The 13,736-nt window shown below is 65.0% G+C and carries 12 protein-coding genes and 1 other RNA gene; 9 read left to right on the forward strand and 4 right to left on the reverse strand.

Annotation, left to right across the window (positions count from 1 at the left end; translation table 11 throughout):
• Positions 1-6 precede the first annotated feature (6 nt).
• From IVB07_RS09665 to IVB07_RS09680, 4 genes are all read left to right on the forward strand, one after another.
• Positions 7-1,593 carry a DHA2 family efflux MFS transporter permease subunit gene (locus IVB07_RS09665; protein ID WP_085349098.1) on the forward strand — a complete coding sequence of 529 codons (1,587 nt, stop codon included), beginning with the start codon at positions 7-9 and terminating at the stop codon, positions 1,591-1,593.
• Positions 1,594-1,919: 326 nt separating this feature from the next.
• Positions 1,920-3,719, forward strand: a complete 1,800-nt coding sequence (locus tag IVB07_RS09670; RefSeq protein WP_247294880.1) for an ABC transporter ATP-binding protein — start codon at positions 1,920-1,922, stop codon at positions 3,717-3,719.
• Between the two features lie 64 nt (positions 3,720-3,783).
• Positions 3,784-5,190, forward strand: a complete 1,407-nt coding sequence (locus tag IVB07_RS09675) for an MATE family efflux transporter (RefSeq protein ID WP_247294878.1) — start codon at positions 3,784-3,786, stop codon at positions 5,188-5,190.
• 69 nt (positions 5,191-5,259) lie between these two features.
• Entirely contained in the window at positions 5,260-6,621 is a 1,362-nt protein-coding gene (locus IVB07_RS09680) for an O-antigen ligase family protein (protein ID WP_247294877.1), read from the forward strand.
• On the opposite strand, the gene IVB07_RS09685 is transcribed toward IVB07_RS09680, so the two are convergent.
• Positions 6,525-7,268 (reverse strand): sulfite exporter TauE/SafE family protein, encoded by a 744-nt coding sequence (locus tag IVB07_RS09685; protein ID WP_085349094.1) that lies wholly within the window; start codon positions 7,266-7,268, stop codon positions 6,525-6,527. The genes IVB07_RS09680 and IVB07_RS09685 overlap by 97 nt on opposite strands.
• A gap of 230 nt (positions 7,269-7,498) precedes the next feature.
• Between IVB07_RS09685 and IVB07_RS09690 the strand changes: the two genes are divergently transcribed.
• Positions 7,499-7,756 carry a hypothetical protein gene (locus IVB07_RS09690; RefSeq protein WP_018454225.1) on the forward strand — a complete coding sequence of 86 codons (258 nt, stop codon included), beginning with the start codon at positions 7,499-7,501 and terminating at the stop codon, positions 7,754-7,756.
• A 7-nt stretch (positions 7,757-7,763) separates the two neighbouring features.
• Here the strand turns inward: IVB07_RS09690 and IVB07_RS09695 are convergent, their stop codons facing one another.
• Complete coding sequence (locus tag IVB07_RS09695) at positions 7,764-9,134, reverse strand: PLP-dependent aminotransferase family protein (protein WP_247294875.1); 1,371 nt, start codon at positions 9,132-9,134, stop codon at positions 7,764-7,766.
• Positions 9,135-9,213: 79 nt separating this feature from the next.
• On the opposite strand from IVB07_RS09695, the gene IVB07_RS09700 reads away from it, so the two are divergent.
• Together IVB07_RS09700 and IVB07_RS09705 are read left to right on the forward strand one after the other, a co-directional pair.
• Positions 9,214-9,648, forward strand: a complete 435-nt coding sequence (locus IVB07_RS09700; protein ID WP_231190417.1) for a DUF983 domain-containing protein — start codon at positions 9,214-9,216, stop codon at positions 9,646-9,648.
• A 72-nt stretch (positions 9,649-9,720) separates the two neighbouring features.
• Entirely contained in the window at positions 9,721-10,434 is a 714-nt protein-coding gene (locus IVB07_RS09705; RefSeq protein WP_247767625.1) for an alpha/beta hydrolase, read from the forward strand.
• A 55-nt stretch (positions 10,435-10,489) separates the two neighbouring features.
• Here the strand turns inward: IVB07_RS09705 and rnpB are convergent.
• Positions 10,490-10,969, reverse strand: an RNA gene (gene rnpB, locus IVB07_RS09710) — RNase P RNA component class A.
• Between the two features lie 149 nt (positions 10,970-11,118).
• Between rnpB and IVB07_RS09715 the strand changes: the two genes are divergently transcribed.
• Both IVB07_RS09715 and IVB07_RS09720 read left to right on the forward strand, forming a co-directional pair.
• Entirely contained in the window at positions 11,119-11,472 is a 354-nt protein-coding gene (locus tag IVB07_RS09715; protein ID WP_018454229.1) for a YciI family protein, read from the forward strand.
• A gap of 22 nt (positions 11,473-11,494) precedes the next feature.
• Positions 11,495-12,727 carry an RNA polymerase sigma factor gene (locus IVB07_RS09720; RefSeq protein ID WP_247294871.1) on the forward strand — a complete coding sequence of 411 codons (1,233 nt, stop codon included), beginning with the start codon at positions 11,495-11,497 and terminating at the stop codon, positions 12,725-12,727.
• A 120-nt stretch (positions 12,728-12,847) separates the two neighbouring features.
• On the opposite strand, the gene IVB07_RS09725 is transcribed toward IVB07_RS09720, so the two are convergent.
• Entirely contained in the window at positions 12,848-13,627 is a 780-nt protein-coding gene (locus tag IVB07_RS09725) for an N-acetylmuramoyl-L-alanine amidase (protein ID WP_247767626.1), read from the reverse strand.
• Between the last annotated feature and the right edge of the window lie 109 nt (positions 13,628-13,736).

A 13,736-nucleotide genomic window follows, 5' to 3' on the forward strand; every position in this document is an offset into this window, starting at 1 on the left:
CAGACCATGGCGAACGCCACGACCGCTTCACCTGCCATGATGGCGGACCCCGCTTCGGAGCGCATCGCGCCGAAGCGGCTGTTCGCTTTCATCATCATGGTGTTCGGGATGTTCATGTCGATCCTGGACATCCAGATCGTCTCGGCGTCCCTGAGTGAAATCCAGGCCGGCCTGTCGGCAAGCTCTAGCGAGGTCTCCTGGGTCCAGACCGCCTATCTGATCGCCGAAGTGATCGCGATCCCGCTGTCGGGATTCTTGTCGCGCGCCTTCGGCACGCGGCTGTTGTTCGCAATCTCGGCGGCAGGCTTTACCGCATCGAGCCTGCTCTGCGGCTTCGCCACCACCATCGAGGAGATGATCCTCTGGCGCGCGCTGCAAGGTTTTCTCGGCGCCGGCATGATCCCGACGGTGTTCGCCTCGGCCTACACCGTTTTCCCACGCACCAAATTCCACATCGTCGGTCCCATCATCGGGCTCGTCGCAACGCTGGCTCCGACCATCGGGCCAACTGTCGGCGGCTACATCACCGACCTGATGTCCTGGAACTGGCTGTTCTTCATCAACATCGTGCCTGGCATCGGCATCACCATCGGCGTGCTGGCGCTGGTCGATTTCGACGAGCCGCATTTCGAGTTGCTCGACCGTTTCGACTGGTGGGGGCTGCTGTTCATGGCCGGCTTCCTCGGCACGCTGGAATACGTGCTGGAGGAAGGCCCGCAATATGAATGGATGCAGGACCCCTCGGTCGCGATCTGCGCCTGGATCTGCGGCATCTCGGCGATCGCCTTCTTCTGGCGCGTCTTCACGGCGGCCGAGCCGATCGTCAATCTACGCACCTTTTCCAACCGCAATTTCGCGATCGGCTGCGTCCTTCAGTTCTGCATCGGCATCGGCCTCTACGGCCTGACCTACATCTATCCGCGCTACCTCGCCGAAGTGCGTGGCTACAGCGCACTGATGATCGGCGAGACCATGTTCGTCTCGGGCATCACCATGTTCCTGATCGCGCCGGTGGTCGGGCGTCTCATGGCGAAGTACGACATGCGCTACATGATCGCGTTCGGGCTCGTCGTGTTCGCGCTCGGCTCCTACCAGATGACCTGGATCACGCGCGACTACGATTTCTATGAGTTGCTGATTCCGCAGATCCTGCGCGGCATCGGCATGATGTTCGCGATGGTGCCGACCAACAACATCGCGCTCGGCACGCTGGCGCCCGACCGGGTGAAGAACGCCTCGGGCCTCTTCAACCTGATGCGCAATCTCGGCGGTGCCGTAGGTCTCGCCGTCATCAACACCGTGCTCAATGACCGCACCGATCTGCACATTACGCGCCTGCAGGAGCGTGTGACCTGGGGCAACGCGACCGCGACCGAAACCCTGACCATGTTCATGCAGAAGTTTCAGGGGCTTGGCGATTCCACGCTGATGGCGATGAAGCAGCTCAGCCAGCTCGTGCATCGCCAGGCCGTGGTGATGGGCTTCGGCGATGCTTTCTTCATCCTGACGCTGTTCTATCTCGGCCTCACCCTGCTCGTCACACTGTTGAAGAGGCCGGCCTCGCCGTTCGGCGCCAGCGGCGACGCGCACTAATTTGCAACACTCGTGCGTGATCTCGCGCGAGCCCCGTTGCAAATCACCACTGACACATCTATAAAGCGCACCTCATTCCATCGAACCGGGAGGATTTGCATGATTTCGTCGCATTCGCAGATCGCACGCCCGCGCTCGATGATGTTCTGGCTCGGTATGTGCTCGGCCTCCTAGAGGCCTCTTCCGCCAGCTTCGATTGGGCTCCTGGTCCCGATCGCCCCGCTTCCCAAGTCAAAACCAACTTTAAGTGACGCCGTCTCGGCCCTCGCGGCCGGCCTGCGTCCATCAATGGAGCCGGCCCGCGCCATAAGCGGCCGGATGATGCCATGACCGCTCTGTCAAAAAGGCCCGCGGCGATACGCGTGGTGCTGCCCTTCGTGTTCCGGCACTGGCTGAAGCAGCCGGGGCGTACCCTCATCGTCGCCGGCGGCTTGTTGGGTGCGACCATCGCCGACCTGTTCATGCCGGTCTTCTCCGGACATCTGGTCGACGCCCTGACGCGCGGCCCATCCGATTCCGCCGCGCGGCACGCGGCGCTGATGGCATTGGGCGGTATCGTGGCGCTGGGCGCAGCCTCCATGGTGCTGCGGCTGACCGGCCTCCAGGCCATCGTGCCGTTCTCGCTGAAGATCATGTCCGAGGTCGCGCAGGAAGCCTTCATGCGCGTGCAACGGTTCTCGACCGACTGGCACGCCAACTCCTTTGCGGGATCCACGGTGCGCAAGGTCACCCGCGGCATGTGGGCGCTCGACCTGTTGAACGACACCATCTTGATGGCGCTGGCGCCGTCGCTGCTGGTGCTGATCGGGTCGATGATCCTGCTCGGCCTGCACTGGGCCTCGCTTGGCGCGGTGATCGCGCTGGGCGCGCTGGCCTATGTCACGATGACGGTGCTGTTCTCGACGCGCTACATCGCGCCGGCCGCGCGCATCTCCAATGCCTGGGACACCAAGGTCGGCGGCACGCTGGCGGATGCGTTGACCTGCAACGCGGTGGTGAAATCGTTCGGCGCGGAAGCGCGCGAGGATGCGCGGCTTGCCCGTGTCGTCAACCGCTGGCGCGTGCGCGTGCGGCGGACCTGGCTGCGCTACAACTACACCAATCTGGCGCAGCTCTCGGTGCTGCTGGCCCTGCGTGCCTCCGTGATCGGCGGCGCCGTGCTGCTGTGGATGTCGGGGCGAGCCTCGCCCGGCGACGTCACCTATGTGCTGACGAGCTACTACGTCATCCATGCCTATTTGCGCGACGTCGGAATGCACATCAACAACCTGCAGCGCTCGGTCAATGACATGGAGGAGCTGGTGGCGATCCACGACGAGCCGATCGGGATTACGGATGCGACGGACGCGCGGCCGATTGCGATCGAGCGCGGCGAGCTCGTGTTCGACGACGTCACGTTCCATTATGGCGGCCATCATGCGCCGCTCTATGATGGACTGTCGGTCACGATCCGCGCCGGCGAACGCGTCGGTCTCGTCGGCCGCTCCGGCTCCGGCAAGACCACCTTCGTCAAGCTGGTGCAGCGGCTCTACGACGTCACCGGCGGCCGCGTTCTGATCGATGGGCAAGACATCGCCAAGGCCACGCAGCATTCGCTGCGCAGCCAGATCGCGGTCGTGCAGCAGGACCCGATCCTGTTCCACCGCTCGCTCGCCGAGAACATCGCCTATGGCCGGCCCGGCGCCAGCCTGGAGGCGATCGAGCAGGCGGCACGGCTGGCCAACGCGCATGACTTCATCCTGCGCCTGCCCAAGGGCTACGGCACGCTGGTCGGTGAACGCGGCGTCAAGCTCTCCGGCGGCGAGCGGCAGCGCGTGGCGCTGGCGCGCGCCTTCCTGGCGGACGCGCCGGTGCTGATCCTGGACGAAGCGACCTCGAGCCTCGATTCGGAATCCGAGGCGCTGATCCAGCAGGCGATGGAGCGGCTGATGCGAGGCCGCACCTCGATCGTGATCGCGCACCGGCTCTCGACGGTGAAGAGCCTCGATCGCATCCTGGTGTTCGACCGCGGCGAGATCGTCGAGCAAGGCACGCATGCCAAGCTCGCGGCCAGGCCCGGCGGCATCTATCGCGGCCTGTTCGAGCGCCAGGTGGTGGAGCTCGGACAGATCGCAGCAGCGGAATGAGTGGCGCGCGGCCGGCGGACCAATGTCGGCCGCGTCGCCAAGGAATCGGTCAAGGATGGGTGAAATGAAAGACCTGACCAACGGCTCCGTCGCGAAGCACATTCTGGGCATGGCACCGCCGATCATGGTCGGTATGGTCACGATCATGCTTTGCCAGCTGGTCGATCTGTACTTCGTCTCGGGCTTGGGCGATGCCGCGGTCGCGGGCGTGGCGGCGGCCGGCAATGCCGGCTTTCTCATCAACGCGCTGATGCAGGTGCTCGGCGTCGGCGCGGTGTCGTTGATCGCGCATGCCGTGGGACGCAAGGATCGGCCGGATGCCAATTTGATCTTCAATCAGGCGATCGTGCTGTCGGTGCTGTTCGGACTGTTGACCCTGGTCGCAGGCGCGGCGCTGTCGCGCGCCTACATGCATGCGATCGCCGCGGACGAAGCCACGATCGAGGCGGGGGCCACGTATCTGCTGTGGTTCATGCCGGCGCTCGCGTTGCAATTCGCGAGCCAGGTGATGGGATCCGCGCTGCGCGCTACCGGCATCGTGCGTCCCACGATGCTGGTGCAGGCGCTTGCGGTGGCCATCAACATCGCGCTGGCGCCGGTTCTGATCGCGGGCTTGGGCACGGGCCATGCGCTCGGCGTTGCCGGTGCGGGGCTGGCGAGCTCGATCGCGGTGTTGATCGGCGTCGTGACGCTGCTTGCGCATTTTCGTAAGGTCGAACGCTATGTCGCCTTCAATCCGGCGCAGTGGCGTCCGCAGGCGCAGCATCTGAGGCGCATCCTCAATGTCGGCCTGCCTGCCGGCGGCGAGTTCGCGATGATGTTCATCCTCATGGCGGTGGTCTATTTCGTGCTGCGCGATTTCGGTGCGGCGGCGCAGGCCGGTTTCGGGATCGGACAACGGGTCCTGGGCCTGATCCAGATGCCGGCGCTTGCAGTTGCGCTCGCCGCTGGGCCAATCGCCGGCCAGAACATGGGCGCCGGAAAAGGCGAGCGCGTGCGCGAAACCTTCGTCAAGGCGGCGCTGATCACCAGTGTCGTGATGATAGGCTTCATGTGCCTCGCGCAGTTGAAGCCGCAGCTCCTGCTCTCGGGGTTCTCGAACGACCGGGAAACCATGGAGATCGCGTTCCTGTTCCTGCGGATCATCTCGCTCAACATGGTGGCGCAGGGCGTGATCTTCACCTGCTCGAGCATGTTCCAGGGCCTCGGCAATACCAAGCCGGTGCTGTGGAGTTCGGCAACGCGCGTGCTCACCTATTCGCTGCCGGCGATCTGGCTGTCGACGCGGCCGGGCTTCCGGATCGAGCACGTCTGGTACCTGTCGATCGCGACAACCACGCTGCAGGCGGCCCTGAGCTTGTGGCTGCTACGGCGTGAATTCAGGAAGCGCCTTGCCACGCTCCGGCATGAGAAGTCCCCGGAGCCGGCTGCGCCCAAGCGCGTGGCGTCTCCTGTACGCGCGCCAGCGTAGCGATCGCTTGTCCCCGCCCCACGGCTCCGGCAAACTTGCCGCGCCGTGGGGATCGGCTGCAGGGGCCAAATGACCGAGGTGTTGAACGAGCAGCGGCCCAATTCCTGGCTCGCCGCGATCTGGGCGGCACGCTATCGCACGCCAGCCCGCTCCGTCGCGCTGATCGCGTTGCTGTTGCCGTGGACCACGACCGGGCTCATTTTCGCGCTCATTCCCTGGCTGATCGCGTTCGCGTTCCTCGACCTTCGCGAATTTCCGCGTTCGCTGCTTCGGGCAATCTGCCTGCTGCCGATTGCGCTGGTCCTACTCGCCGCCATCGGCACGCTCTGGTCGGATGCGCCGTGGCCGGACCGAATCCATGCGATCGGCCCGGCGGCGAAGCTGCTGGTAATTCCGCTTCTGATCTACCAGTTCGAGCGTTGGCCGTTTGGCGGCTGGGTGTTTTCCGCGTTCCTGGTATCCTGCACGGCACTGATGCTCTATTCCTTCGCCGTCGCCGTCGATCCCGCATTGTCGCTGAAACTCTATCTGTCGCGCGGGCCCTACAAGGTCGAAAGCGGGATCGCGGTGCGCAATTATATCGACCAGAGCCAGGAGTTCGCGCTCTGTGCGATCGCGCTGGTCTACCCGATCGTGTCGCTGCTGCGACGAGGCCGCTACCGCGTCGCGGCGCTGTTCGTGGCGCTCGCGATCGGATTCCTCGCCAACATGATGTTCGTCGTGGTCTCGCGGACAGCGCTGGTGACGCTGCCGATCCTGATCGTGGTCTTCGCGCTTTTGCATTTGCGCCGCCGCACCGCACTCTTCGCCGTCGGCGCGATGGGGCTGTTGGCCGTGCTGCTGTGGACCGCCTCGCCGCGTCTGCGCGCAACAGTCGCCAAATTCAACGGAGACTATGAGGTCAGCATCGCCGGCAATGATGTCAGCGGCATGGGGTCACGACTGGAGTTTTGGCGCAAATCGCTGGCGTTCACCGCGGACGCGCCGCTGCTCGGTCACGGCACCGGGGCGATCCGCGGCCTGTTCGCGCGCGCGGCTGTCGGCGAGAGCGGGGTTCGAGCGGAAATCGTCGGTGATCCGCACAACCAGACGCTCAATGTCGCCGTGCAGTGGGGCGCGTCGGGCGTCGTGATCCTCTATGCGCTCTGGTTCGCGCACCTCTCGCTGTTTCGCGGAGAGGGGCTGGCCTGCTGGGTCGGCCTTCTGGTCGTGGTGCAGAACATGCTGTCCTCGCTGCTCAACTCGCATCTGTTCGATTTCGCCGAGGGCTGGATCTACGTGCTTGGCGTCGGCATTGCCGGCGGCATGGCGCTCGCCGCGAAGACAATACGGAGTCAGTGCGTGCCCAAACTGTTCCAGACCAGGCCGAGGCCCGACAGGAACAACAGACCGAGCACGACATCGCCGAAATGCTTGTCGCTCAGCGCATGATAGACGCGCGCGCCGGCCCATGCGCCGATCAGCGTGCCCGGAAATGCGATCACTGCGAGCCAGACCACCTTGAACGCGACGAGGCCCGAGGCGGTCTGCAACACCAAGGCGGCGCCGAGCACGGTGAAATTGAAGAGCTGGAAGATGCCGCGCCGCTCGTGCTTGTTCCAGCCTCGGATGTTTGCCCACAGGATCGGAAGTGGCCCCGACAGTCCGGCAAGGCCACCCAAGATGCCGCCGGCAAAACCGATCGCGCCGTCGGCAATGCGGCCGCCGAACGTGACGGCGAGCGGCCGCTTGTTCAGATAGAGAGCCGTCGAAAAAACAAGGATCAGCACGCCGACGCTCAGCTTGAACACTTTTGGATCGGCGGAGGCGACCAGCATGGTGCCCAGCGGCACGCCGATCAGTCCTCCAATCAGGAACGGCCAGACCAGCGAGAGATCAAAACTCTTCCACATCGACGGCAGCGTCGAGCTCTGCGCGATCACCGAGCAGATCAGCACCAGGGGCACCGCGAGAGAGGGCGGCAGCACGTAGAGCCAGATGCCGAGCGCCATCAGCGCCGTGCCGAAACCGGCAAGGCCCGAGACGAAGCCCCCGGCCAGTGCGCCGAGCAGCAGCAGCCCGTAGGTGAGTATTTCCAACAGATTGTCCCTGTTATCTTGACGATCCCGAACTGTTGATCGCCATCGCTCGCATAGCACAGCTGCGGCCATGCAGGTCAATTTCAAAACCGCACGCAAGCGTGATCCCCAGCAGCGGGCGTTCGCGAAAGACAGGCCTACATGACGCTCGTACTTCAAACTGGGGGCCCGCTCGACGCCATCATGCGGTTCGATCGGCCAGTCTCCCGAATGAGATATGGAGAAGGACGATGACCCGCACGAAGATTGCCGTCGCGGCCGCACTAGTGTCGGCGGCGGCCTTGATGCCGACCATGGCGCAGGCCCAGTTTTCCGAGCCTGCGGCCTATCAGGCTGCCCATCCCGACCGCGACGTTCTGAATGGCGGCCAGCTCACGCCCGCCGCGCGCGGGGCTCTCGGCCAGCCGAGCGATGCCTACGCATCGCAAGCTTATCCATCGGCTGTTGCGCCGGTCGTGCGCTCCCACCATCGCCGGCAGCATCGATAGGTATTTGCTAGACGATCTGCCGGGTGTCGGCGGGCCTGTGCAGCGCGCTCATGAGGATGCGCAGCGCCTCCGTCAATTCCGCCCGGTTGCGCGCCGCGCCTAGCGAGACGCGTGCCGCGTGTGGTGCGGTCCCGTCGACGGTGAAGGCCTCGCCGGCGACGACTGCCAGTCCATTCCGCAGCAGATGCGCCGCGACATCGGGACGGTCCTCCGGCAGCCGCAGCCACAGATGATGCGCGGCGGGCTTGGCCTGGAACTCAAATCCCTTGAGCGCCCGTTGCGCGAGCTGCTGGCGGCCGATCGCCTCGCTTCTGATGGCGGTGATGATGCGGTCGGCGATCCCGGTCTCGATCCAATGCGTCACCAGCGCGACCATCAGCGGCGCCGGCATCTGCACCGTCGCCTGCAAAGAGCTACGCATCTCCCGCTGCGAGCTGCCGTCGGGCGTCACCAGATAGGCGACCCGTAGTGCGGGCGCCATACATTTTGACAGCGTGGTCGCGAGATATGTCTGATCCGGAATGAGATTGGCGATCGGCGATGCCGAGCGATCGAGCAGCCCGTAGGCATCGTCCTCGATCAGAATCGTATCGGCATCGTTGATGATTTTGGCGATGGCGCTGCGGCGCTCGGGGAGAAGCGTCGCGGTGGTCGGATTGTGCAGCGTCGGAATGAGATAGACCGCTTTCGGTCTATGCGTGCGGCAAGCCTTTGCCAGCGCCTCTGGCAGGATGCCGCCGTCATCCATCGCGACGCCGACGAGTCTGACGCCGAGGCGCGCGGCGGCGGCCCTGATGCCGGGGAAGGTGAGGGCTTCCGTCAGCACGATGTCGCCGGGCCGGGCGACGTGGGCGAGCAGGTTGAACAGGATCGTCTGTGCGCCGGGAAAGATCACGAGCCTGTCGGCATGCGCATGCGGCACGCGGGGGCGCATCCATCGCGCCGCGACCTCGCGCTCGTGTGCGCTGCCGCCGGGCGGCTGGTAGTTGAGATGCGCGGTCAGGCCCGATTGCGCGCGGATGGCTTCCATCCCGGCGATGATGCGCTCGTCGAGCTGCGCTTCGAGAGGTTGCGGCGGCACGTTCATCGAGAGGTCGATCGCGACGGGATGCGGCAGATCGACCACGCGGCGCGCGCTGGTCTCCGACACGAACGAGCCCTGGCCGACCCGGGCCTCCATGATGCCGCGGCGCCGCGCCTCGGTGTAGGCGCGTGTCACCGTGGTGAGGTCGATGCCGAGCGCCTTTGCCAGCGCCCGCTGCGTCGGCAATTGCTGGCCGCGCACCAGCCGGCCGGCGGCGATGTCGGCCTCCATGGCTTCGACGATGCGCTGATAGCGCGGCCCGCTCAGCTCCGAAATTGTAGGGGTCCAATCCATGCAATGAAGGCCCATATCCTTTGAATGTATGGATACAAGATATTATTGTATGGATCCTAGAAAAGGAAGAGGTGGGGTCATGGCAACCGGTTCAGTCTCTCTGGCAAAGGCGATGTGGCGCGGATTTCGCGGCAAGTGCCCGAACTGCGGCGAAGGCCATGCGTTCGGCCGTTTCCTGAAGGTGGCAGATACCTGCGACCATTGCGGCGAGGAGCTGTTCCACCAGCGCGCCGACGATTTCCCGGCCTATCTCGTGATGGTCGTCGTCGGCCATCTCGTGGTGCCGGCAATCCTCGCGGTCGAAACCGCCTATGCGCCGGCCGTCTGGCTGCAACTGGTGGTGTGGCTGCCGGTGACGTTGTTCGCTTCGCTCGCGCTGTTGCAGCCGACCAAGGGTGCCATCGTCGGGCTGCAATGGCAGATCGGCATGCATGGTTTTGAGGCGGGCAAGCTGCGGCGCGAAGCTGGTCGGCCTGCAGCCGTCCTCGTGAAGGTGAACGCGCGCGCGGCTTAAGGGGCCGTAGCGTTTACATCGCGGGACCGGCCGCTACACTCCATCGTACAAACAAGAACGATGGAAACGCCGATGGCCGCACGCTCAAAAACCTTCCTGCTTTGTCACGGCGCGTGGTCCGGCGGGTGGGCCTGGAAGAAGATGCATCCGTTGACGGCAAAGGCCGGCCATCGCCTCATTGCGCCGACCTATACCGGGCTCGGCGAGCGCGCGCATCTGGCCAGTCCCGCGATCGATCTCGACACGCACATCCAGGACATTCTCAACGTCATCAGGTTCGAGGATCTCGAGGACATCGTGCTCCTCGGCCACAGCTATGGCGGCATGGTCGCCACCGGTGTCGCCGATCGCGCGCGCGAGCGGGTGACGCAATTGATCTATCTCGACGCCTTCGTGCCGCGTGACGGCCAATCGCTGTTCGATCTCCACGAGGGCGGGCGCGAGCCGATGCGCAAGGCTGCAAGCTCAGGCGACGGCTACCGCATCCCGCCGAACCCGCCGCCGCCGGACACGCCGCCGGCCGATCTCGACTGGCTCAACGCCCGCCGGATCAACATGCCGATCAAATGTTTCGAGACGAAGCTGAAACTCGAACATGGCGAGCCGGCGATGCCGCGCAGCTACATCTATTGCACGCGCATTCCGCCGGGCGACGCGTTCGGGCAGTTCGCGAAGCGCACCAAGACCGAGGATGGCTGGCGCACTTTCGAACTCGATGCGAGCCATGCGCCGAATGTGACAGCGCCGGAGGCGCTGATGGGTGTGTTGCAAGAGATCGTCGGATAGCAAGCCCCCAAATGGTGAGGGGCCCGATGCAGTCAGCATCGAACCCCTCGTTGAAGATATCAGCCGGCCTCTAAGCCGGGTTCTGTAGGGCACCGTCCGCTTGCGCGAACGATACGTGACGGCCATTCCTCTGGGACCATGTTTGCACATGGCCTCGAGCAACCTACCCGGACGGCGGGCCTGACATCGCCCCGCGGCGTTATCGCTTTCGCGAACACTCCGCTATGCCGTCCCTATTCGGTTTTGCTCCCGGTGGGGTTTACCATGCCGGCTCCGTTGCCGCAGCCGCGGTGCGCTCTTACCGCACCTTTTCACCCTTACCTGCCTACGCAGCTTGCGCTGCTACGGCACGGCAGGCCCGAGGGCTTGCCGCGCCAAAGCCCCGAAGGGGCGACGGCGGGCGGTTCGTTCTCTGTGGCACTTTCCCTGGGGTCGCCCCCGCCGGACGTTATCCGGCACCGTATGTCAAGGGAGCCCGGACTTTCCTCCCCGGCGGCCTTTCGGCACTTGCCGGAGCGGCCGTCCGGCCGACTGACGGCTTACGCATGAAGCATTTGTGTCGGTTCCGCAAGCCGATATCGCCATGCACGGTTCGCCCGAAATAATTTATCCTGAAGATGTCGTTGGGCGCGTGTCCCGTTCGACTGGATGTCGGCGATCCAGCCGTGCAGCAGGAGTTAAGCGATGCAGTATTTGCTGATGATCTACCAGAACGAAGCCGAGTACGCGAATATGCGTCCGGCGGCCGGCCAGCAGATGACGGCGGAATATCAGACCTTCACGCAAGGCATCATCCAGAGCGGCAATTTCAAGGCCGGCGACCGTTTGCAGCCGACCACGACTGCAACGACCGTCCGCGTGCGCGACGGCAAGACGCTGACGACCGACGGCCCGTTTGCCGAAACACGCGAGCAGCTCGGCGGCTATTACCTGGTGGAGGCCAAGGATCTCGATGCTGCGATCGAGATCGCGTCGCGGATTCCGTCGGCGCGTATCGGCTCGATCGAGGTGCGGCCGATCTGGGTCTACGACAAGTGACGGCGCCGTCGCGCATCGGCGCATGACGCTGTCCGAGATCGACAAGATCTTCCGCGACGAGGCGGGGCGGGCGCTGGCCACGCTGATCCGCCTCGTCGGCGATTTCGATCTCGCCGAGGACGCGCTCCAGGACGCCTTTGCGGTGGCACTGGCGCGCTGGCCGGCGTGCGAGGTCCCCGACAATCCGCGTGCCTGGCTGGTCAATGTCGCCAGGCACAAGGCGATCGACCGTATCAGGCGCCAGGCCGTTTTCCGCGGCAAGGAGCAGGCGCTCGTGCACGAGCTCGAGCTGAACGCGCAGGCGCCCGCCGAGCCGCCGGCAATGCTCGACGACGACATGCTGCGGCTGATCTTCACCTGCTGCCATCCTGCGTTCGCGCCCGAAGTCCAGGTCGCGCTGACACTGCGCACCGTCTGCGGGCTCTCCACGGCGCAGGTCGCGCGCGCCTTCCTCGTCAGCGAGGAGGCGATGGCGCAGCGTCTCGTCCGCGCCAAGCAGAAGATCAGGCTCGCCGGCATTCCCTATGAGGTCCCCGAGCGCGACACGCTGGTGCCGCGGCTCGATGGTGTGCTTGCCGTGATCTATCTCGTCTTCACCGAAGGCTACGTGGCGACGTCCGGTGCGGATTTGATGCGACCCGATCTTGCCGCCGAGGCGATCCGGCTTGGCCGCTTGCTCGACCGGCTGCTACCCGATCGAGCCGGGATCAAGGGCCTGCTGGCGCTGATGCTGCTGCACGATGCGCGCCGCGCAGGGCGCCAGACCGCCGCCGGCGACATCGTGCTGCTGGAAGAGCAGGATCGTTCGCAGTGGGACCATGCACAGATCGAGGAGGGTCTGCGCCTGGTGGACGACGCACTGCGCGTGCCCGGCCGGCCGCAGCCGTATGCAGTACAAGCCGCGATCGCTGCGCTGCATGCGCGTGCGCCGAGCTACGAGCAGACAGACTGGCCGCAGATTGCCGGGCTCTATGAAGTGCTGCTGCGGATCAATCCGTCGCCGGTGATCGAACTCAACCACGCGGCGGCGGTGTCGATGGTCGATGGGCCCGCGCGCGCGCTCGATCTCGTGGATGCGACCGCCGCACGCGGCGCGCTTCATGGCTATGAGCTGCTGCCAGCGGTGCGGGCGGATTTGTTGCGGCGGCTTGGCCGGAAGGAGGAGGCGCGCGAGGCCTATCGCGCTGCGACGGAGGCGACGCAGTTAGAGCCGCTGCGACGGCTTTATGCGCGAAGGATGAGGGAGATGAACTGAGTTTCCGTCATGGCGGGGCTTGTCCCGGCCATCCACGTTCTTCCGGCGCGACAAAGACGTGGATGCCCGGGACAAGCCCGGGCATGACGGAGCAAGAGGTCACGTTCTCGAAGACGTCAGCTACTTCGTCACGATGGTCGTTGTCTCCTGAGGGAGACTCCCCAACAGCGCCTGCAAGGTCGAGAGCGTCGAGTGATCCGCGACCCCATCCAGTCGCGCCGGGCGGAAATGGCGCTGGAACGCGGTGACGACTTCCATGGTCGCGGCGTCGTATTTGCCGGTGAGGGGAACGCCGTAGCCGTATCTGGCGAGCGCTTGCTGCAGGCTCAGCACCTCATCGCTGATGGTGCCGAGCATCAGGCTTTCGCCGCGCACCACCGGCGCGGGCGTGACCCAGTGTCCGACGCCGGAATTGGCCAGCGAATGCCACGGAAATTTTTCGCCGGGATCTTTCTTGCGCGCCGGCGCCACGTCGGAATGGCCGAGCACCCGGTGCGCGGGCACCTTGCGGCGGAGCATGATGCCGCGGCACAGCGCGATCACGGCGGCGATCTGGCGCAGCGGAAACTCCGGATAGCCCCAATCGTGGCCGCGATTGACGATCTCGATCCCGATCGAGCAGGAATTGATGTCGTCCTCGCCGGACCAGGACGAGACGCCGGCATGCCAGGCGCGCCTGGCCTCCGGCACGCATTGCACGATGCGGCCGTCTTCCAGCACGACATAATGTGCCGATACCTCTGTGCCCGCGGAGCAGAGCCGCGCCAGCGCACCTTCGACGTCGGGCATGCCGGTGTAGTGCAGCACAATCATATCGGGTCGGCCCTTGTTGCGGTCGCCATGGTTCGGTGAGGGGATGATGTCGGAGACGATCGAGGAATCCGGCTCGAACGTCCGCATGTTCGCGGCCGCTTTGGGAACCGGCAGAACGCGTTGACGCTTCGAATCAGATCCAGACGGCGTGGACGAACCGGACGACATAAATAGCTCGAGACAGACAGAGAGTGGG

This window comes from Bradyrhizobium sp. 172, assembly GCF_023101065.1.
GTDB classification, from domain to species: Bacteria; Pseudomonadota; Alphaproteobacteria; order Rhizobiales; family Xanthobacteraceae; genus Bradyrhizobium; species Bradyrhizobium canariense_D.